The sequence below is a fragment of the Methyloceanibacter sp. genome, assembly GCF_050728395.1.
Classification (GTDB): Bacteria; Pseudomonadota; Alphaproteobacteria; order Rhizobiales; family Methyloligellaceae; genus Methyloceanibacter.
This window is the reverse complement of record NZ_JBOHJB010000034.1, coordinates 14,585-32,720: the sequence shown is the minus strand read 5'-3', so window position 1 is coordinate 32,720 and position 18,136 is coordinate 14,585. Positions and strand designations below refer to the sequence as shown.

Below are 18,136 nucleotides of genomic sequence, written 5' to 3'. Positions count from 1 at the left end.
GCTGTCGACCTCCCCCTCAAGGGGGGAGGTGAAGGAGAGAGGCTGCAGTCTTCGAGACCGACGACGAGATGCGCGCCGATCAGCACGGCGAGACCATCGGAAGCATTGAAGTCGGAGGCGGCCGCGGTCGCCATCTCCACCGCCTCGGCGATGGTCGACCCGCCTTGCAGGGCGGTGAGGAACTTGGCTGTCCCGGCGCCGATCAGCCGCGTCTCGACCTCGAGGAAGGGGCGTGCGATGAGCGCAGCCTCCGGACCCCAATGCGTCACGGGCTTCACCGCCGTTGCCTGATTGACCTCCCAGATCGACAGCACCGGAAAGCGCGAAGCGACAAGGTCGACCGAAGGGTGCAAGATGACGCGGACGACGCCGATGCGCCCCGGCGGCAGCGAGGCGAAGGCCGCGCGCGGCAGTGGTTCGACATCGGCGGCATGATAGGCACGCCCGCGGCTATATTCGAGCCGTGCCACGTCGGCGAGATAAGGCAGCGGCTCAGCCGCATCGAACTCCTCGATGAAGGCGGCAAATGTTTCGCCGTAATGAATCAGGAGCGGCGAGAAGGGTGGCTCGCGCAACACGAAGGCATGCGCCATGGCACTGAAGAATTCATCGCCCACCAGCCGCTTGACCACGGGAAAGCGCTGGCCGAGAGCCTCGATCAGGCTTGCCGCGACGTTGTTGCGATAGACGGCGAAGCGCCGGTCGGCCCGGCGGATGCCTGAGCCCTTGAGGCATGACGGGACCGGCGTGGTGGCGCTCAGCAATGCGCTGGCGAACTCATCCTGCATATCCAAGAGGTTCTGCATGAGGTCTCCCATGAGGGGCTGAAGCGCCGGCGTCTCGCCGTTGGCGGCGCTTGGTCTCGGCGGCCATGATGCCAAGGGCACGCTCGGCCTCCGCCGCAAGCACGGAGAAGGCCGGCACGTCATTGTCCCATTCGATCAGGGTCGGCGTTGCGCCCAACCGGGCAAGCGTGCGGCCGTAGAGCAGCCACACCATTTCGGCGACCGGCGTCCCGTGAGCGTCGATGAGGAGCGGCGCGTCGAGGTCGTCACGATCCTCGAAATGGCCGCCAAGATGTATTTCGCCCACATGCTCCATGGGGAACTGGTCGAGATAGGCCATGGGCTCGGTGCCGTGGTTGACGGCGGAGACGTAGACGTTGTTCACGTCGAGAAGGAGCCCGCAACCGGTGCGGCCAACCACTTCGGCCAAGAACTCGACCTCGCTCATGGTCGAGCTCTCGAAGGCGACATAGGTCGAGGGGTTTTCGAGCAACAGGCGGCGTTGAAGGGTCTCCTGCACCTCATCGATATGGTCGGAGACACGGGCGAGCGTCTCGGCATTGTACGGAACCGGCAACAGATCGTTGAGATAGACGCCGTCATGGGTCGACCAGGCGAGATGCTCGGAGAACAGCGCCGGCTCATAGCGGTCGATTACGCGTTTCAGGCGTGCGAGGTGCTCGCGGTTCAGCGGTCCGGCGCCGCCGATGGAAAGAGCAACGCCGTGCACCGACAACGGCGCGTGCTCGCGAAGTCCGGTCAGCAGGCGGTGGGGGGCTCCGCCATCGCCCATATAGTTCTCGGCATGAACCTCGAAGAAGCCGAGGCCATGATCGGTGGAAAGCGCCTCCTCGGCATGTTCGGGCTTGAAGCCGATGCCGACGCTCGCCGCCGGGATCGCGCTGTGTTCGGCAAAGATCTCCGAGGTCATATCAGCCCCCATGCGCCATGGCGGAAAACGAACGCGGCGGTCACGCGGTCAGGCTCGCGCTTCGCCACATTCGCTTCCTTCGCCTTCATCCGAAGAGTCCTTGGCGCGAAGCCTCTAGCTCTTGCGCTCGATCGGCTCGAGCGAGCCTTTGCCCAAAGGCGTGTCGATGGTGGTGCAAGTTCCCTTCGGCACGAGCCGCCAGGAATTGCCTTGATAGTCGGTCTTCGAGGTGCCGGCGCAGGTGGTTCCCGGGCCCGCGGCGCAGTCGTTCTGCCCCTTCATGGACACGCCGTAGCATTTCTCCTTGGAGGCTTCCTCGGCCGCAACTGGAGTGGCGAGGCTGGCGAGCGCCGTCGCCAGCGCTCCGGCAAGGGCGAGTGAGATCGTGGCAGTCTTATTGGTCATCAGGTCGCTCCGTTATTGACGAGTGATACGCCGATTTCCTCCAGCGTAAGCCTGATGAAACCCGGATTTCGGCCATTTCGGAAATACCCTTGGCCGATGGAACCCATAGCCTTGGCCTATTGCGGCGGGCTCAAGCGGTCGTGGCGCCGGTGGTCAGGATCGAGATGTCGGCATGCTCGATCTCGTTCGCCATGGATTGCTTCAGCGCGGCGATACGGCGGTTGACCTCGGCGATGGTCAATTCGGGGTCGAAGCTCAGCACAATCTCGACAAAGACGACGCGACCTGACCGCCTCGACCTGACACGGTCAAGCCGCTGATAATCGTCGACATTGCCCGCGAGCACGCGATCGACGGTATCGCGGACGGTCTTTCCCGCCGAGCGGTCGAGAAGGTCCGGGATGCCGGTTCGGAGCATCTCGCTGCCATTCAGCACCATGAAGATAGCGACGAACACCGAGCCGACAGCATCGGCAGAGGCGACAACCACGTTGTCGGTGGACAGCGCTGCAGCCGTCATGGTGAAGAGCACGACGACAGAGCAAACGAGCTTGACCCGTCGCGCGTTGACCTGCCCCTGCATGAGGAGACTGCTCCCGCCCTCTGCCGCCGCGCGCATGCGGTCCCAGGCCAGGAAGTTGATATAGGCGTTGAGGGCACCAACCATCGCAGCAAGTGCCAAACCCAGCGGCGTGCCGACCTCGCCTTGTCCGCCGACGATAGCCATGGCCTTGGTGGCGATCCAGGCCGCGGCGCCGAGCATGCCGAGACCGGTGACCAGATTGGCGATCTGCTCGAGCTTGCCGCCGCCGAACTCCAGGTCCCGTAGCTTGCCGCGATGCAAGCGCCACATCACCGCGTACGCAAAAATCTCGATCGACATCCCCAGGACGAAACGGATGGCTTCGGCCTTGATCGTCAGCGAGCCGCCGAGCAAGGCGACCGGTACCGCGAGCGCGAGCACGCCGAGGTCGGCGAGGAGAGCGAAACGGATCGAACGCTCTTGCGCCAGTTGCTCCGGAGTGACTTGCGGATCGCTTGGCATGAGAGGTGCTAGAGCCGCAGCCTGGCGCGCAAGATGTCGAGAATGCCGATGTCAGGAAAATCGACATAGGCTGCGGCCCCAATCGGGCATTCCCAGATGTCGGCGGCCGACGGCTCGAACTGGACAAGAACCTGCCCGATCCCGGCATGCCGCCCCTTGGCAAGCGCGGCGAGATCGTCCGCGCCAATGGTCGCCGCCGCGCCGCGCGTCAGATAAACCTTGCCATCGCGAACCTTAGGGTCGCCCTCAAGGACGATGCGGGCCGGCGCGTCGGTTCGCAGCAGCGCGAGCTCGACATCCGATACCGGCACGTCGACAAGCATGAAGCTGCAGTCGACCCAGGTCGCCACCGGCGAGCCGGCGCGCACGAAGTCGCCGGAAGCTGCGATCAGGCTCCAGACATAGGCGTCCGGCGGCGCCTTGACCGGCTGAAACTTGGCGGTTTCGTAGGCGCTCTTGACGCTGGCGAGAATTTTCTCCGCGCTTTCAGCCTCGACCTTGGCATCGGCAAGTTCCATGGCGGCACGCGCGGCGGCGGCGGCTTCGAGACCTGTCATCAGCTCCTGCAAGCCGCGGACATGTTGCTTCGCCTTGTTTAGATCGGCCTCGGCCCTGACCACCGGAGTCGCATCTTGAAGCGGATTCTCGATGGTGGCGATCAGCCCGCCTTTTCCGACGCTGTCGCCCACATGCAGCGGCTTGCTTCCGAGAAAGCCATCGATGGGCGCTGCCGTGGTGTTTATCCACGTGGTTACCGCCGCGTCGCGCACGACGACCGAGCGGAGATAGGGGGCGCCGATCCAAGCCACATAGCCGAGCAAGGCAGCAAGCCCGACAAAGGTCCAAAGACGTCGAGATCCCCAGCCCTGCGCCATGTGGTGCCTCCCCAGCGTCCCAAGTATCGTCCGCGATCCCGCCGGAAATCAAATGCCGCATGCCGTTTACGTGAACCGCCCGGCATCCGACGTCTTGATCCGAAGATTGACTAGTCATATAACTAGTCCCGAAGGAGAACATTCATGCGGATTTGGCAGGTGCAAGACGCGAAGGCACGTTTCAGCGAGATGCTTGAAGCGAGCCTGAAGGACGGACCGCAAATCGTGACGAAACGTGGTGTCGAGAAGGCGGTGCTTGTTCCCGTCGAGGAGTGGAGACGGCTGCGAGACGCGGCGCGGGCCTCCCTCAAGGACCTGTTGCTGGCAGAGGCTCCACGCGCCGATATCCCGGTCCCACGGCGCGGCCGTTTCAAGCGGCGGGTTGTGGCGCCGGCCGGCTCATAAATGTACCTGCTCGACACCAATGTGGTTTCAGAGCTGCGCCGAACAAAGCCGCATGGCGCGGTGGTCGCTTGGCTGAAAGGCACACCGGCCGACCAACTCTACCTCTCCGCGGTGACACTCGGCGAACTTCAGGCCGGCGTCGAGATCACGCGCGAGCAGGATGAGGCAAAGGCCCAAGAGATCGAAGCGTGGATCGACCAAGTTGCCGCGCTTTGGAATGTCCTTCCGATGGATGCAGCAACTTTTCGCGTCTGGGCGCGGCTGATGCACCGGGGTGCGGACCGGCTGATCGAGGATGCGATGATGGCGGCAACGGCGATCATTCATGGTTTGATCGTGGTCACTCGCAATGTGCGCGATTTCGAACCGTTTGTCGTGAAGACATTCAATCCGTTCACGACGCCACGACAATAAGATCGAGTCGATCCCAATATGGGGTCGCGCCGCGGCTCAGGCGGACAAGCGGTCGGTCAGGAAAGCGGCGAGCGCTTCGACCCGCGCCGGCCGCGGACCGCCAGGCGGCATGACGAGGTGAAGCGCGATCGGCGGTGGGCCCCAGTCAGGCATCACCACCTCAAGACGCCCTTCCGTTATCGCCTCGCCGACCACGAAATCCGGCTGCACGGCGAGCCCGAGCCCGGCCAGCAGCGCAGGTGCAAGAGCGTCGGCATTGTTGGCCCGCATCGGCCCGTTCGGCCGCAATTGCACCTCGTCGCCAGCTTTGTTGACGAAACGCCAGACATCAGGCGTCGGCAGATAGGCGTAGCAGAGGCAGGCATGGTGCATGAGGTCGCGCGGATGGGTCGGGCGCCCGTGCTGCTCGAGATAGGAGGGTGCTGCGACGAGATAGCGGCCGACGCCCCGTAGCCGCCTCGCCCGCAACGAGGAATCCGGCAGCGCGGCGATGCGCAAGGCGGCGTCGAAGCCGGCTCCGATCAGGTCGACCAGCTCATCGCTCAGATGCAGATCGACCGACACTTCGGGGTATCTGGCAAGAAACTCAGGCAGGATCGGCGCCACCTCTTTGAGCCCGAATGACATGGGCACGGCCAGGCGCACGAGCCCGCGCGGGGTGGCCGATTGTGCATGGGCCTCGCTTTCCGCAGCCTCCCCTTCCGCCAGGATGCGCGCGGCGCGATCGAAGAGGCGCTGGCCTGCGTCGGTCAGAGCCAGCCGGCGCGAGGTGCGGTTGAGCAGCCGGGCGCCAAGCCTCTTTTCCAGCCTGGCGACGGCCTTGGAGACCGTGGCCTTGGACAGCTCGAGATCCTTGGCGGCGAGCGCAAAGGAGCGCAGTTCGGCGATCTTAGCGAAGATAGCGAGCCCTTCGAGATCAGGCAGCTTTGGCATGATTTGGAAACGATGAGTTTCTAAAGTTTCCCTTTATGAGCCGATCCTGCACCCTATCTAAGGACCATGCAACAGCGCCGAGCATGGCGCGGAGGGTAACGACATGATCGAGGTAAGATCGTTCAAAGGCCTTGGCGGAGCCGACCATGGTTGGCTCAAGGCCAAGCATCATTTCTCTTTTGGCGGCTATTACGACCCCGAGCGCATGGGCTGGGGCGCACTCCGGGTGTGGAACGACGACGAGATCGCCCCGCACACGGGCTTCCCGCCGCATCCGCACGCCAACATGGAGATCATCACCTATGTCCGCGACGGGGCCATCACCCATGAGGACAGCCTCGGCAACACGGGACGCACCGAGGCCGGCGACGTGCAGGTGATGAGCGCCGGCAGCGGCGTCCGCCACGCCGAATATAATCGGGAGCCCGAGACGACCCGCATCTTCCAGATCTGGATCGAGCCTGACCGCGAGGGCGGCAAGCCGTCATGGGGCGCCAAGCCCTTTCCCAGGGGCGACCGCGCCGGCTCCTTCGTGGTGCTGGCAAGCGGCTTTGCAACCGACGCCGACGCGTTGCCGATCCGCGCCGAAGCCCGCGTGCTCGGCGCCACGCTGAAAGCTGGCGAGGCCGCCGAATATGCCTTCGGCAAGGGCCGCCACGGTTATCTCGTGCCGGCTGAAGGCGAGGTCGAGATAAACGGCGTAAGCCTGAAGGCGCGCGACGGCGCCGCCATCGAGGACGAGTCGGTGGTCAAGATCACCGCGCTGAAAGACTCCGAAATCGTCCTGGTCGACGCGCCCTAGGCGCCAGTGAGGGTGCTTCACCTCCCCCCTTGCGGGGGAGGTCGACCGATCTTTGATCGGTCGGGAGGGGGGTGCGGCTCGGTCGCATGGAATTTATCTTTGGACCCCCCTCCCCATCCTCCCCCTCAAGGGGGGAGGGGGACACTACGGTTACGCACCCGCTCAGCATGGCAGGCCCTTTTTGCTGGCGTTGGCAGGGGCGCCCGATTAAGCAAACGCCCATGCCCGTCCTGCTCGGCTCCGAAAAGCTTCTCGCCTCGACCCGCCTTAACGGGCTGCGCGTCGGCGTGCTCGCCAATCCTGCCTCGATCGATCATGGCTTCCGCCACCTCATCGATCGCTTCAGCCACTCCAACCGCTACAAGCTCACCGCCATCTTCGGGCCACAGCACGGCTACCGCTCCGACCTGCAGGACAACATGATCGAGACGCCGCACGCCAAGGACCGGCGCCGCAACGTGCCGATCTTCTCGCTCTACAGCGAGACGCGCGAGCCGACCAAGGAGATGCTCGATCTCGTCGACGTGCTGGTCATCGATCTGCAGGACGTCGGCGCCCGCATCTACACCTTCATCTACACCATGGCCAATTGCCTGCGCGCCGCAGCGCGCCATGGGCTCCCTGTCATCGTATGCGACCGCCCCAACCCCATCGGCGGCGCCCAAGTCGAAGGGCCGACGCTCGAGCCCGGATTTGAGTCCTTTGTCGGCCAGTTCCGCATGCCCATGCGCCACGGCATGACCGTGGCCGAGCTCGCGAGGCTGTTCAATGAGCATCACGGCATCGATGCAGCGCTCGAAGTCTTTTCCATGGAAGGCTGGTCGCGCGACATGTATTGGGACGCGACCGACCTCCCCTGGGTAATGCCGTCGCCGAACATGCCGACTCTCGACACGGCGATCGTCTATCCAGGCACCGTGCTCTACGAAGGCACCATGCTGTCGGAGGGGCGCGGCACCACGCGTCCCTTCGAGCTGATCGGGGCGCCTTGGCTCGACGGCGACCAACTTGCCGAGCGCATGAACAAGGTGGGGTTGAAGGGCGTGTATTTCCGCCCGGTGACCTTCGAGCCGACCTTCCAGAAGCACGCCGGGGTGACCTGCGGCGGCTGCCAGATCCATGTCACGAACCGCGAGGCGTTTCTGCCGGTGAAGGCCGGCGTGTCGTTGCTCCGGGAATGCTACCGTTCGGCGCCTGATCGCTTCGCCTGGCGCGAGCCGCCTTACGAATACGAGCACGACAAGATGCCCATTGACATTTTGGCCGGCTCCCCAGCGCTACGGCAGCAGATCGAGAGCGAGATGCCGCTTGCGGAGATCGTCGCGAGCTGGCGCCCCGGCGTTGCCGAGTTCGGCGAGGTCAGGCGGAAATTTCTGCTGTATTAGCCCGAGCTAGAGCGGGTAGCAGATCGGCGCATAGAATTGCCAATAGCGATATTGGTAGGGGCGCGAACAGGCATACGGCACGTAATAGGGGCGCCGGTGACCGTATCTTTGCGCCTTGCGGTAGCGCTGCGTCCGGGCCTCCTCGACAAGACTAGAGCTCGCCGCCGATGGACGCGTCGAAAGGCCAGGCAAGGATGACGCGCTGTCGAGCGTCATCAGCGACAGAACACCGAATGACAGCACTGCTGCGAGAATGGTGGCGCGCATGAGCAATCCTCTCTTCGGTCGGTTCTAAGCGCCGTGCGGTGCAGGCGCAACTGAATGATGCCGATTCCCACCGGCCAACACGCCGACATAGTTAGGCTTATGCTAATCTGAACAAGCGGCGGTAGCGGAGACACTGGCGATGTCCTTCCGAAATATTGTGTCGATGGCCATTCTCGTTTTGCTGCTTGCAGCCATGTCTGCACCGGCTCTCGGGCAAGACATGCAGATCTGCTTCACCGCAGCCGACCGGCTGAGAGATGGCGAGACGCTCGCCGATACGGAGAAGCGCACCGCGCATGAGGCCTGCCTCCGCGCTTTGTCCGATACGTCGAGCATCATGCAGAAATATCAATTGCAAGAGGCCGATTTCGACATCATGGGCAACCGCCCGAAGCAATAGCGCCGGCTATGACACCCGCTGCCCCGTCGGCTGCACGATGATCGAGCCGCGGTCGCAATCGATGATCTCCTCGTCGGCGAGCTTGAAGTTCTCCATCCGCACCGTGAGGTAACGGTCGAAATAGCTCTTGAGCGGCCCCTCGATGGAGCGGTCGTAAGCGGGCCGTGCCACATGCGTGGCGCCTTGGGTGACCTTGACCACCTTGCCGTTCTTCACCACCAGCTCGCCACCCTTGAACACAAGCTCTGGCGTCTTGAACATCGCCTCGCGGTCGGCATTGTCCCGGTAGACGGTGATGTCCCCGCAAGCCCCGACGCCGAGATGCCCACGGTCCCGCAAGCCTAGGCTTCGCGCCGGACCCGCCCTGGTGATGATGGCGATCTCGTCGAGCGAGTATTGGCGGGTGATGGTCGGCAAGATGCTCATGGCCGCCGCATCCGGGTTGATCTTCTGCAGCATGTCATCGCGGAAGCCCTTGTCCATCAGCAGCCTGATCAGATGCGGATAGGTATAGAACGGTGCGCCGTTCGGATGGTCCGTGGTGAGGAACATGCGCCAGGGATCTTCGACCAGGAGGAAGGTCTCGAGCCCGACCACCCATTGCATGGCGTTGACGAAGCTCTTGTCGCGGTAGCGGATCGGCACCACGCCGCAGCCTGCGTCGCACTCGATGTCCATGATCACCGTGCGCTTCGGGTGCGCACTCTTGCCGATGGCGTATTGGCGCATGCTGTCGCCTGACGCGGTGCAGGTCTGCCCGAACAGCACCTGGCCAACGTCGATGGAGACGTTCGGAGTCTTGTTGACGAGCTCGGCGAGCCGCGCAGCGCCCGACGAAAACTTGCGGTCGCCCTCGGTGCCATAGCTCAGGAACTGGGTATGCGTCATGTGCAGCGGCAGGCCTTCCGCCGCGCGGATGGTGGCGAGCGTCGATTCGATATTACCCGGGATGCCGAGATTGCAGCCATGCACATGCAGAGGATGGACGACGCCGAGCTCCTTCAGCGCGCGGGCCAGCGTCACGATGATCTGCCGCGGCGTCACGTGGTAGTAGACGTGCTCCTCGTCGAGATCGAGCTTGCGCTGATTGAACTTGAAGGCGCTGATGCCGCCGGGATTGACCACCTTGACGGCGATCGCTTGCGCCGAATGCATGGTCCAGGCAACGTAATCCTTGATGCGCTCGAACTCCTGCTTGGCCGCGAGCTGACGCAGGAAATAATCGTCGCTGCCGAGCATGACGAAGGCGCCTTTGTCGACCATCGGCGTGTCGCCCATCTCCATATGCGCCTGGCGTGCGTTGGCAGGCAGCATGGCCGGCTCGAAGCAGGCGGTGTAGCCCATCTCGGCATAGCGATACCCGGTGACCATGGTCGAGGGCACCGCATGGCCGGTGCCGGCGCGGGTGAGCGCTGTGCGCTTGACCTCGTCCTTCATGTGGTCCTCGGGGATCAGCATGCGGGCGATGGTCATCTTGCCGCCGCCGATATGGGTGTGCGGGTCGATGGCGCCGGCCATCACCACGCGGCCTTTCACGTCATAGTCCTGTGCCACGCGCCCATCGGCGGGTGCGGTCACGATCTTGCCGTCCTCGACATAGATGTCGCGGACCTCGCCGCTCACCTTGTTGGCAGGGTCATAGACTTTGCCGCCGGAAAGCTTGATCACCATTGCGAGGAGACTCCGGGTCTTTACAGCGCCGCTTCGATTGACGCGAGCACATCGGCGACGCGCGGAAGCTCCGCCCGATGCAGGTTCTTGAGGGGCAGCGACACGACACTGTCGCAGCGAATGAGCCGGCCGGCGTGATCCACCCCCGGCGTGCCCACGGGGATGAATACCGCGGCCTTCCGCGGTAGCTTGAGCCCCGGCGTGCCAAGCACGATGGTGGGAATGTCGGTCGCTGGCGGCGTGAGGTCGGGAGAAATCGAGGCGATCCACACGAGCAGATCGCCTTCGCCAGCGGCAAGCATGCGGCTGATCGAATAATTGTAAGGGTCGAACTGCGGCGCGCCGCTTGCATAGGAGATGCGGAGCGGAAATCCGCTTTGCCAGGTCGTGACGGCGGCGGCCGTCACCGCGCCTTCATTGCCGCCGAGCGACAGCCCGGCAAAGCGCTGCGTCTGGTTGAGATCCTTGACGAGCCCGGTAGCCTGCTCGACGGTCAGCTCGGCATGCGGCACGTCGAGCGTCGGCGGCGCCCAGACCACGACGCCGTATTTCGCCTGCCGGCAAAGCTCGGCGAGCGCATCGATCTTGGCAAGCGCGATGCCGCCGGCGGTCTTGGCATTGATGTGAAAGCTGCGCAGCCGCGCGCGGAGCGCACCGAGAACCTCGCCGATCTGCTCGACCTTGCAGGCAAGCGTGATCACCTGGCCGACCTGCGGCCCGGCCGCGTCCTTGCGCTCCGGCACCTCGCCGATGAACACGACGGCGCGCTTCGGCGCCGTCACCTCGAACATCGAGTGAGGCGGCGAGACGATGCGCTCGAAGAAGCGCGGATGCAGCTTGCGGATGTCGCTGCCCACGATGATCAGGAGATCGGCGCGGTTCCGCGTCTCGGTGAGCGTGGAGGTGATCCAGCCCGCGCTCTGCAGCACCTTGACGTTGCGATATTGCCCTTCGCTCAAGGCATGGTCGACCACCCCGCCGGCGCGCTCGGCAAGCGCGAGTGCCGCGCGCATGCCCTCAACGCCGGTGGCAAGGCCGCCAAACAGAGGGCTATCGGCCTTGCCGATGAGCGCCGCGGCTTCCTTGACGGCCTCGGCGAGCGTGACGTCTTTGCCTCCGATCTGCGGGCTGTTCGCCGGGAGCTTGCGTTCGAAGCCGCTGATCGCCCGGCCGCAGCCATTCTTGAGGACTTTCAACGTACCGTCATTGTTCTCGATCTCGAGATCGTCACACAGCATGCCGCAAAACGGGCAGGCGACGTTGTCGAACACTTCGTGCGTTGCGTGCTTCTCCTTGGCCTTACCCGCGCTCGAATTCTGCATGCCGTTAGAACCCCATCACAAAGCGCGAGAAGAAAGCACGGGCGGGATCGCAACTCAACTCTAGGGACCAAACCTGTCGCCCCTGGCAGTAGCGCAAATCGGCCGAGACTCCAAGCTGCGTTGCTCGCGTGGAAGGCGGGCGCGACATCGCCGACACCCCCCGTCAATGCTGGGGGGCGACAAAAAGCCCTTGGCCCCACCGGCACGAAAATCAGCATAAGCCCCAGAATGTTGGCCCGGCGCCACATCGACAAGGTGCGCGCGCGCCGAAGGCAAAGCCGGACAACTCTCAAGGATTGGGACGGCGCAACGCTCCCTGTGAGGCGACCCGAATGATATCGAGATAGGATTGTGATGATGCAGGTGAATCGCGTTGCGTCACCATCGGGCAGTCTAGGGTTTTTCTGAGGGCCTCGATCAGGTCTTCTTTCGACTCGGCGGCGATGTAGAGACCACCATTTTGCTCGGCCAGGCAGCGGACATCGAGGATGCTTTGCTCGCCCGTCCAAGAGAAATCCTTAACGCGATAGCCGATGACGTGGATCGTCAACTGTTTGGCGGCGGCATGGAGTTCTTTGCCAAGGTCGCAAGGCGCACCTCCGCAAGTCTCTTCGCCGTCGGTGACCACGACGATGACGCCTGGCTTATGCTGGTAGTCGAGCACCGTTGCCGCCTGCTGCACCGCGGAGGTCAGGGGCGTTCGGCCACCCGGCGTCAGAGCGTTCACCGTGCGCATGATGATAGCTCCGGCATTGGCAGTGGGCTCGAGATCGAGGTGGACGTTGCACTGTTGGTAAGGCCCCGGACCATAAGTGATGAGGCCGACGCGGCGAAATTTCGTGGCGCTCGGCAAGACCTCGGCGAGCGCGTGCCGCGCTTCGTCAATCCGCGGGATGGTGGTCGCGATACCTTGTCCCACGTTCCCGGCCATCGAGCCTGACGCATCGAACACGATCATGGCGTCGTCATTGCAGGGGCGCTCGTTCGGCTCTGCCGCGATTGCCGCCGCGAAGCCGCCGGCACTCCCTATCGCCAAGGCGGTCGCCGCGATCCGCAGGACGCACGTCAGTGAAGACACGATCTTGACCTCATGTGCGTCCTCATCGCCCGGCCCTCCGCCGTCAGGTGCTTGCCGTCGTGCCCAAGGCTTTGGCGATGTCGGCAAGAGTGGCCTTCTCTGCCTCGCTCACCTTCACGCCGCCAAAGCCGAGGAAGCCTCCTTCCGACGAGGCCTCGGCCACCTTGGCCGCGACAGAATTCAGCCAGGCCTTGAAGGCCGGAGCATCGGCCGGCGCCTTGGCGTCCAGAACGGCAGAGGCTTGACGCAACGTCTCGAGAGCCCTGGGGACAACATCGCCAGGCTTTGCGTCGGCGAAGCGCTTCTTCAGCGCCTCCTGCGCGGCGCTCCTTCCGTCTGCGGTCTCGAAACCGGCAATCACCGCTTTCACCAACTCGTTGGCATTGGGATCGGCCTTCGCCGCCGCCAAGGCCGCACCGCCGGCCAGCGCCTCCTTTAACATGCCCCAAAGCCCGCTCGGATCCGCAGCGGTCACCGCCATGCCGGTCACCGCCACGCTTTCCATCACCTTGGTCCACTCGTCAGGCGTGAAGCTCGCTTTATTCGCCATAGGGGGCCTCCCTTAACTGTACGCACCAACATCTTAGCCTGTCCGCCGTTCTCTGGCGTCTATTCGATCGTAGGAGAGAGACATGAAGCTCGCATGGCTTGTCAGCGCGAGCGCGAGCGACTAGCTTCGAGCGCAATAAATCCAAGCGGAGTAAGCATTTGGCTGAGCCAGTGGTTCGCGTCCCCTGCTCTGCCTGGCGCGCGAGCGGCTATTCGAGAGGCGAACGCGCCATTCCGGAGGAGATCGCGGTCGCCTTCACCTACAACACCGCCTCCTATGCGGTGATGATGGCGAGCCCGCAGGATCTTGAGGACTTCGCCGTCGGCTTCAGTCTGACCGAGGGGGTGATCCCCTCCGTCGATGCCATCGAGAGCGTGGAGATCGTCGAGGAGGAGGTCGGCATCGAGCTCCGCATCTGGCTCAAGACGCCGGACGCCGCGGAGTTCCTGACGCGTCGCCGCAAGATGGCCGGTCCCACGGGGTGCGGGCTGTGCGGCATCGAGAGCCTGACCGAGGCGATGCGCCCGCCGCCTGAGGTGCGCGAAGGTCTCAGCGTCACGCCGGCTGACATCATGACGGCGATCGAGTCCCTGTTCCCCTTGCAGGCGTTGAACCGCGAGACCCGCGCGGTGCATGGCGCCGGCTTCTTCGATCCGAGGCGCGGCCTCGTTGCCGTGCGCGAGGACGTCGGCCGTCACAATGCGCTGGACAAGCTTGCGGGAGCGCTCGCGCGCGAAGGCACCAATGCCGCGAAAGGCATCGTGGTGCTGACCAGCCGCGTCTCGGTTGAGATGGTGCAGAAATCCGCCGTCATCGGCGCGCCCATCATCGTCGCGGTGTCGGCGCCGACCGCGCTTGCGCTCCGCATGGCCGAGGCTTGCGGCATGACGCTCGTGGCCGTCGCTCGCAAGGACGGGTTCGAGGTATTCACCCATCCGCATCGCATCGGCGGCGCGATTGCCGAGGCTGCCGGCACGGCGGCGCAAACGCGTTGAGACCTTTTCACCGCTATTTGACGGTATAGCCAAATTCGGCGGCCGACGCCGTGAGCCAGGACCAGAAGCTCTCGGCGTAGCTCGTCGGCACGGCGAGGTCGTAGGTCGGCGTCTCGTCGACCTGCCAGATGACGCAGTCGATCAGCGCGACCGGCGCCGTCGCCGCATTCCCCGGCTTGAACATTCTTGGATGCAGGTCGAGCGAGCAGCCTTTGGCGAGTGTATCGCGCGCCCGCGGTCCCGAAATGCGAAGCACCGCCTTGCCGTCGGAGAGATCGACCACCGTGGCGAGGCCTTTTAGCGCCACGCCAAGCATCGCCGGCAACGCTCGGGCGTCCTTGCTCTCGGCGACGGCGAGCCATTGGCCAGGCGCCGTGCCGATCACCGCAAAGCCGTTCTTGCTCACACGCTTCGGTCCCATGGGCAGGTCGAGCCCGGTGACCGAGGCCATCTTGGCGGCAACCTCGCTCGCTTTGTTCGCCCCAGCCGAGATGACGCAAAGCGCAAGGCTGGCGCGCTCGCTCAAGCTCACACCGGTGCTACCCCCTTGCGCGCCGTGACGCCCAGGCTTGAGCAGACCGGCGAAGGCCGAGCGCGCTTGCAGTCGGATCTCAGCCATGGGTGCGCTTGCCTTCAGGATCGTAGAACACCGGCGAGGCGACGACGCATTCGACGTCATGCCCGCGCAAAAGATCGACGGCGCGAATACGCTCGCCGATGCGCTCGCGCCCGCGCGCGAGAAAGCCGATGCCGATGTCCTGGCCGAGCGCCGGCGAGAAGGCGACCGAGGTGAGATAGCCCTCATCGTTGGCGGTAATCGCGGGCGCGCCGACAGGAATGAAATGAGAGCCGGCGCTGAGCGATTGCGTTGGATCGACGGTCTTCACCCCGACGACGATCGGCCGCGCCGGGTCAACGAGCGCCGGACGTTGCGCCAATACCTTGCCGATGCAATCCTTGTCGACCGTGACCATGCCTGCAAGACCGAGGTCGCGTGCCGTAACGTGACCGGTGATCTCGGCGCCGCTCACATGCCCCTTCTCGATGCGGAGCACGTTCAATGCCTCGGTGCCGTAGGGCGTGATGTCGAATTCGGCGCCGGCTTGCATCAGGGCGCGGATCGCTGCGTCGCCGTAGCGCGCCGGCACGGCGATCTCGTAAGCCATCTCGCCCGAGAACGAGACGCGGAACAACCGCGCCGGCACGCCGCCACAGATGGCGAGCTCGCCCGCACCCATGCGCGGGAAGGCCTCGTTGGAGATATCGAACGGCGCGTCGACGAGCTTGGCCAGCACGTCGCGCGCACGCGGACCGGCGAGCGCATATTGGGCCCAATGATCGGATACCGAGACCAGCCTGACATCGAGCTCAGGCCACAGCACCTGGCGGCAAAACTCCAAATGTTGCATGACCTTACCGGCATTGGCGGTGGTCGTTGTCATGACGAAATGCTGCTCGCCGAGCCGCGCCGTGGTGCCGTCGTCCATGGCGAAGCCGTCCTCGCGCAGCATGAGGCCATAACGGGCGCGGCCGACTTTCAGCGTCGAGAATTTGTTGACGTAGACGCGGTCGAGCAGTGTGGCGGCGTCGGGCCCCTGAATGTCGATCTTGCCGAGTGTCGACACATCGCAAACCCCGACCGAGCGGCGAACTGCCGCCGCCTCGCGCGCGATGCTTTGCTGCAAAGTCTCGCCCGGGCGCTCGTACCATTGCGCCCTGAGCCACAGCCCGGCATCGGCGAACACCGCGCCGTTCTCTTCCGCCCAGGCGTGCGACGGCGGCAGGCGCTTGGGGCGAAAATCCTTGCCGCGATGGTGCCCGGCAAGCGCGCCCCAGGTGACCGGCGTATACGGCGGACGGAATCCCGTGGTGCCGAGCGCGGGGATCGGCGCGCCCGTCAGCTCCGACAACACGCCGAGCGCCGTGACATTCGCGGTCTTGCCCTGGTCGGTGCCCATGCCGAGCGTGGTGTAGCGCTTCACATGCTCGGAGGCGCCATAGCCCTCCAGCCGCGCAAGCTCGATGTCCTTGGTGGTGACGTCGTTCTGCAGATCGACAAAGGCCGCACCCTTGCCGCCATGCACCCACCACAGCGGGGTGGCGGTCGCCTGCTCGTCGCCGCCGGCCGCCGGCACCGCCGGCACCGGCGCGGCAAAACCCAAATCGCCGGCAGCCTCGGCGCCGAGCCGGGCCCCATCCTGCAATGCATCGGCGAGCGTCAGATGACCTGCCGCGGCTCCGGCGACGGCCATGCTTTTCGGCACCGAGCCCGGAACGAAGGCGGCAAGCGCCTCCTGCCAGACCGGCTTGCCGCCGAGATGGCAGGTCAGATGCAGCGTCGGGTTCCAGCCGTTCGACACCGCCAGCAGATCGCAGCCGATTTCGGTCTCGATGCCGTTCTCGTCGCACACGACCACGCTCTTGAGCTGCCGGCCGCCTTTAGCTTCCTTCACCACTGCGCCTGCGAAGATCGGCCAGGGGCCCGCACCCTTGGTCTCGATCCCGTCTTTGCGCGCATCGACGACGGCCGCGACGGCGATCCCGCAGGCCGCAAGATCGCGCGCCGTGGCCCAGCCATCATCGGAGCTGGTGAACACAACGGCGCGGGCGCCTGGCACTACAGCGAAGCGATTGAGATAGCTGCGCACCGCCGAGCCCAGCATCACGCCGGGCAGATCGTTGCCGGCAAACGCAATGCCGCGTTCGATGGCGCCGGAAGCGAGCACGGCGCGTTTGGCCGCGATCCGCCAGGAGCGCTGGCGGGGCTGGTGCTCGAGCGGGACCGGCAGATGATCGGCGACGCGCTGGACGGCGCCATAGGTTCCGCCGTCATAGACGCCGAAGATCGTGGTGCGCGGCATCAGCGTGACGTTATCGAGGCCTCTTAGCTCGGTGACGACGGCGCGAAACCACTCCCATGCCGGCTTGTCGTCGATGGAAAGCCGTTCCGAGAGGAGACGCCCGCCGAACATAAAATCCTCCTCGGCGAGGATGACGCGGGCGCCTGCCCGGCCCGCGGTCAGCGCCGCCATGAGGCCGGCAGGCCCTGAGCCGATGACGAGCAGGTCGCAGTGAGCGAAGGCCTTCTCGTAATGGTCAGGATCAGGCTCCGTCGCCGCGCGGCCAAGTCCTGCGCTTCGCCGGATTATAGGCTCATAGACGAGCTTCCAGAATTTCGCCGGCCACATGAAGGTCTTGTAGTAGAAGCCGGCGCTGAAGAACGGGCTGAACAGCCCGTTGATCGACTGCACATCGAATTTCAGCGACGGCCAGCGGTTCTGGCTCGCAGCGTCTAGCCCCTGGTAAAGCTCGACCATGGTCGCACGCGTATTGGGCTCGCGCCGCGCCCCGTCGCGCACCTCGATGAGCGCATTCGGCTCTTCGGCGCCGGCACTGAAGATGCCGCGCGGCCGGTGATATTTGAACGAGCGGCCGACCAACCGCTCGCCATTGGCAAGGAGCGCTGAGGCAAGCGTATCGCCGGGGTAGCCGGCATAGGCGTGGCCGTCGAAGGTGAAATTTACACTGCGCGTCCGGTCGATGACGCCGCCTGACGCGAGGCGGAACGGCTCGCGTTCTGGCAGATCGCGGGCCATTAGCGCCGGCCTCCCTCGGGCCTCGCCAGGACAACGCTTTCGATCGCGTGATTGCGCGTGTCGCGCACCACGCGGAGCCAGGAGCGGCAGCCGCCGCCGTGATACCAAAGCTCGGCCATGGCGCCTGCTGGATTGTCGCGGATATAGGCGTAGTCGAAGAAGGCGCCCTCGGCATCGGGCGCGGCGATGTCGGGACGCTTCACGTCCGCGGCGCCGAGATAGGTGAACTCGCCGACATCACGCTCGCCGCAATAAGGACATTTGATCCGCATCTCGG

At 64.7% G+C, this 18,136-nt stretch carries 20 protein-coding genes; 6 read left to right on the top strand and 14 right to left on the bottom strand.

The window, feature by feature from the left end:
* The 5 genes from ACREC7_RS08215 to ACREC7_RS08195 all read right to left on the bottom strand — a co-directional run.
* Nucleotides 1-806, bottom strand: an 806-nt coding sequence (locus ACREC7_RS08215; RefSeq protein ID WP_431555197.1) for an HvfC/BufC N-terminal domain-containing protein, incomplete at its 3' end; no start/stop codon positions are given.
* On the bottom strand, nt 778-1,716 hold the full coding sequence (gene bufB, locus ACREC7_RS08210; protein ID WP_431555196.1) for an MNIO family bufferin maturase: 939 nt from the start codon (nt 1,714-1,716) through the stop codon (nt 778-780). The genes bufB and ACREC7_RS08215, both read right to left, overlap by 29 nt.
* Before the next feature lie 114 nt (nt 1,717-1,830).
* Nucleotides 1,831-2,121, bottom strand: a complete 291-nt coding sequence (locus tag ACREC7_RS08205; RefSeq protein ID WP_431555195.1) for a BufA1 family periplasmic bufferin-type metallophore — start codon at nt 2,119-2,121, stop codon at nt 1,831-1,833.
* Between the two features lie 130 nt (nt 2,122-2,251).
* Nucleotides 2,252-3,166 carry a cation diffusion facilitator family transporter gene (locus tag ACREC7_RS08200; protein ID WP_431555194.1) on the bottom strand — a complete coding sequence of 305 codons (915 nt, stop codon included), beginning with the start codon at nt 3,164-3,166 and terminating at the stop codon, nt 2,252-2,254.
* Nucleotides 3,167-3,174: 8 nt separating this feature from the next.
* Nucleotides 3,175-4,041, bottom strand: coding sequence for an HlyD family efflux transporter periplasmic adaptor subunit (locus tag ACREC7_RS08195; protein ID WP_431555193.1), 867 nt, complete (start codon nt 4,039-4,041; stop codon nt 3,175-3,177).
* 144 nt (nt 4,042-4,185) lie between these two features.
* Here ACREC7_RS08195 and ACREC7_RS08190 point away from each other — a divergent pair, with 144 nt between their 5' ends.
* Together ACREC7_RS08190 and ACREC7_RS08185 are read left to right on the top strand one after the other, a co-directional pair.
* Nucleotides 4,186-4,446, top strand: a complete 261-nt coding sequence (locus ACREC7_RS08190) for a type II toxin-antitoxin system Phd/YefM family antitoxin (RefSeq protein WP_431555192.1) — start codon at nt 4,186-4,188, stop codon at nt 4,444-4,446.
* Nucleotides 4,447-4,860, top strand: coding sequence for a type II toxin-antitoxin system VapC family toxin (locus tag ACREC7_RS08185; RefSeq protein ID WP_431555191.1), 414 nt, complete (start codon nt 4,447-4,449; stop codon nt 4,858-4,860).
* 36 nt (nt 4,861-4,896) lie between these two features.
* Here the strand turns inward: ACREC7_RS08185 and ACREC7_RS08180 are convergent, their stop codons facing one another.
* Nucleotides 4,897-5,793: a LysR substrate-binding domain-containing protein gene (locus ACREC7_RS08180; protein WP_431555190.1), complete on the bottom strand. Its 897-nt coding sequence runs from the start codon at nt 5,791-5,793 to the stop codon at nt 4,897-4,899.
* A 103-nt stretch (nt 5,794-5,896) separates the two neighbouring features.
* Between ACREC7_RS08180 and ACREC7_RS08175 the strand changes: the two genes are divergently transcribed.
* Nucleotides 5,897-6,595, top strand: coding sequence for a pirin family protein (locus ACREC7_RS08175; RefSeq protein ID WP_431555189.1), 699 nt, complete (start codon nt 5,897-5,899; stop codon nt 6,593-6,595).
* Between the two features lie 221 nt (nt 6,596-6,816).
* A complete protein-coding gene (locus ACREC7_RS08170) occupies nt 6,817-7,980 on the top strand; it encodes an exo-beta-N-acetylmuramidase NamZ family protein (RefSeq protein ID WP_431555188.1) in 1,164 nt (387 codons plus the stop codon).
* A 6-nt stretch (nt 7,981-7,986) separates the two neighbouring features.
* On the opposite strand, the gene ACREC7_RS08165 is transcribed toward ACREC7_RS08170, so the two are convergent.
* Nucleotides 7,987-8,247, bottom strand: coding sequence for a hypothetical protein (locus ACREC7_RS08165; RefSeq protein ID WP_431555187.1), 261 nt, complete (start codon nt 8,245-8,247; stop codon nt 7,987-7,989).
* Nucleotides 8,248-8,410: 163 nt separating this feature from the next.
* Here ACREC7_RS08165 and ACREC7_RS08160 point away from each other — a divergent pair, with 163 nt between their 5' ends.
* A complete protein-coding gene (locus ACREC7_RS08160; RefSeq protein WP_431555186.1) occupies nt 8,411-8,647 on the top strand; it encodes a hypothetical protein in 237 nt (78 codons plus the stop codon).
* Nucleotides 8,648-8,653: 6 nt separating this feature from the next.
* Here the strand turns inward: ACREC7_RS08160 and ACREC7_RS08155 are convergent, their stop codons facing one another.
* The 4 genes from ACREC7_RS08155 to ACREC7_RS08140 all read right to left on the bottom strand — a co-directional run bounded on the left by ACREC7_RS08155 (nt 8,654) and on the right by ACREC7_RS08140 (nt 13,268).
* Nucleotides 8,654-10,318 (bottom strand): formylmethanofuran dehydrogenase subunit A, encoded by a 1,665-nt coding sequence (locus tag ACREC7_RS08155; RefSeq protein WP_431555185.1) that lies wholly within the window; start codon nt 10,316-10,318, stop codon nt 8,654-8,656.
* Between the two features lie 20 nt (nt 10,319-10,338).
* Nucleotides 10,339-11,640, bottom strand: a complete 1,302-nt coding sequence (locus ACREC7_RS08150; RefSeq protein ID WP_431555184.1) for a formylmethanofuran dehydrogenase — start codon at nt 11,638-11,640, stop codon at nt 10,339-10,341.
* Nucleotides 11,641-11,929: 289 nt separating this feature from the next.
* Nucleotides 11,930-12,718, bottom strand: a complete 789-nt coding sequence (locus ACREC7_RS08145) for a vWA domain-containing protein (protein ID WP_431555183.1) — start codon at nt 12,716-12,718, stop codon at nt 11,930-11,932.
* A gap of 43 nt (nt 12,719-12,761) precedes the next feature.
* Entirely contained in the window at nt 12,762-13,268 is a 507-nt protein-coding gene (locus tag ACREC7_RS08140) for a hypothetical protein (RefSeq protein ID WP_431555182.1), read from the bottom strand.
* Nucleotides 13,269-13,426: 158 nt separating this feature from the next.
* Here ACREC7_RS08140 and fdhD point away from each other — a divergent pair, with 158 nt between their 5' ends.
* On the top strand, nt 13,427-14,263 hold the full coding sequence (gene fdhD / locus ACREC7_RS08135) for a formate dehydrogenase accessory sulfurtransferase FdhD (protein ID WP_431555181.1): 837 nt from the start codon (nt 13,427-13,429) through the stop codon (nt 14,261-14,263).
* 13 nt (nt 14,264-14,276) lie between these two features.
* Here fdhD and ACREC7_RS08130 read toward each other — a convergent pair whose 3' ends face one another.
* From ACREC7_RS08130 to ACREC7_RS08120, 3 genes are read right to left on the bottom strand one after another with little or no spacing between them, the layout of a single operon-like run.
* Nucleotides 14,277-14,882 carry a sarcosine oxidase subunit gamma gene (locus ACREC7_RS08130; protein ID WP_431555180.1) on the bottom strand — a complete coding sequence of 202 codons (606 nt, stop codon included), beginning with the start codon at nt 14,880-14,882 and terminating at the stop codon, nt 14,277-14,279.
* The gene (locus ACREC7_RS08125) at nt 14,875-17,859 is read right to left on the bottom strand and encodes a sarcosine oxidase subunit alpha family protein (protein WP_431555179.1); all 2,985 of its coding nucleotides are present in this window, start codon (nt 17,857-17,859) and stop codon (nt 14,875-14,877) included. Before ACREC7_RS08125 ends, ACREC7_RS08130 begins: the two co-directional genes overlap by 8 nt.
* A complete protein-coding gene (locus ACREC7_RS08120) occupies nt 17,859-18,131 on the bottom strand; it encodes a sarcosine oxidase subunit delta (protein ID WP_431555178.1) in 273 nt (90 codons plus the stop codon). Before ACREC7_RS08120 ends, ACREC7_RS08125 begins: the two co-directional genes overlap by 1 nt.
* Between the last annotated feature and the right edge of the window lie 5 nt (nt 18,132-18,136).

Bases quoted from the DNA above. Each gene is read 5' to 3' on its own strand.
- bufB (WP_431555196.1), bottom strand. From the start codon at position 1,716: ATGACCTCGGAGATCTTTGCCGAACACAGCGCGATCCCGGCGGCGAGC.
- ACREC7_RS08130 (WP_431555180.1), bottom strand. From the start codon at position 14,882: ATGGCTGAGATCCGACTGCAAGCGCGCTCGGCCTTCGCCGGTCTGCTC.
- ACREC7_RS08120 (WP_431555178.1), bottom strand. From the start codon at position 18,131: ATGCGGATCAAATGTCCTTATTGCGGCGAGCGTGATGTCGGCGAGTTC.
- ACREC7_RS08150 (WP_431555184.1), bottom strand. From the start codon at position 11,640: ATGCAGAATTCGAGCGCGGGTAAGGCCAAGGAGAAGCACGCAACGCAC.
- ACREC7_RS08155 (WP_431555185.1), bottom strand. From the start codon at position 10,318: ATGGTGATCAAGCTTTCCGGCGGCAAAGTCTATGACCCTGCCAACAAG.
- ACREC7_RS08190 (WP_431555192.1), top strand. From the start codon at position 4,186: ATGCGGATTTGGCAGGTGCAAGACGCGAAGGCACGTTTCAGCGAGATG.
- ACREC7_RS08140 (WP_431555182.1), bottom strand. From the start codon at position 13,268: ATGGCGAATAAAGCGAGCTTCACGCCTGACGAGTGGACCAAGGTGATG.
- ACREC7_RS08160 (WP_431555186.1), top strand. From the start codon at position 8,411: ATGGCCATTCTCGTTTTGCTGCTTGCAGCCATGTCTGCACCGGCTCTC.
- ACREC7_RS08195 (WP_431555193.1), bottom strand. From the start codon at position 4,041: ATGGCGCAGGGCTGGGGATCTCGACGTCTTTGGACCTTTGTCGGGCTT.
- ACREC7_RS08180 (WP_431555190.1), bottom strand. From the start codon at position 5,793: ATGCCAAAGCTGCCTGATCTCGAAGGGCTCGCTATCTTCGCTAAGATC.
- ACREC7_RS08165 (WP_431555187.1), bottom strand. From the start codon at position 8,247: ATGCGCGCCACCATTCTCGCAGCAGTGCTGTCATTCGGTGTTCTGTCG.
- ACREC7_RS08205 (WP_431555195.1), bottom strand. From the start codon at position 2,121: ATGACCAATAAGACTGCCACGATCTCACTCGCCCTTGCCGGAGCGCTG.
- ACREC7_RS08170 (WP_431555188.1), top strand. From the start codon at position 6,817: ATGCCCGTCCTGCTCGGCTCCGAAAAGCTTCTCGCCTCGACCCGCCTT.
- ACREC7_RS08175 (WP_431555189.1), top strand. From the start codon at position 5,897: ATGATCGAGGTAAGATCGTTCAAAGGCCTTGGCGGAGCCGACCATGGT.
- ACREC7_RS08185 (WP_431555191.1), top strand. From the start codon at position 4,447: ATGTACCTGCTCGACACCAATGTGGTTTCAGAGCTGCGCCGAACAAAG.
- ACREC7_RS08200 (WP_431555194.1), bottom strand. From the start codon at position 3,166: ATGCCAAGCGATCCGCAAGTCACTCCGGAGCAACTGGCGCAAGAGCGT.
- ACREC7_RS08125 (WP_431555179.1), bottom strand. From the start codon at position 17,859: ATGGCCCGCGATCTGCCAGAACGCGAGCCGTTCCGCCTCGCGTCAGGC.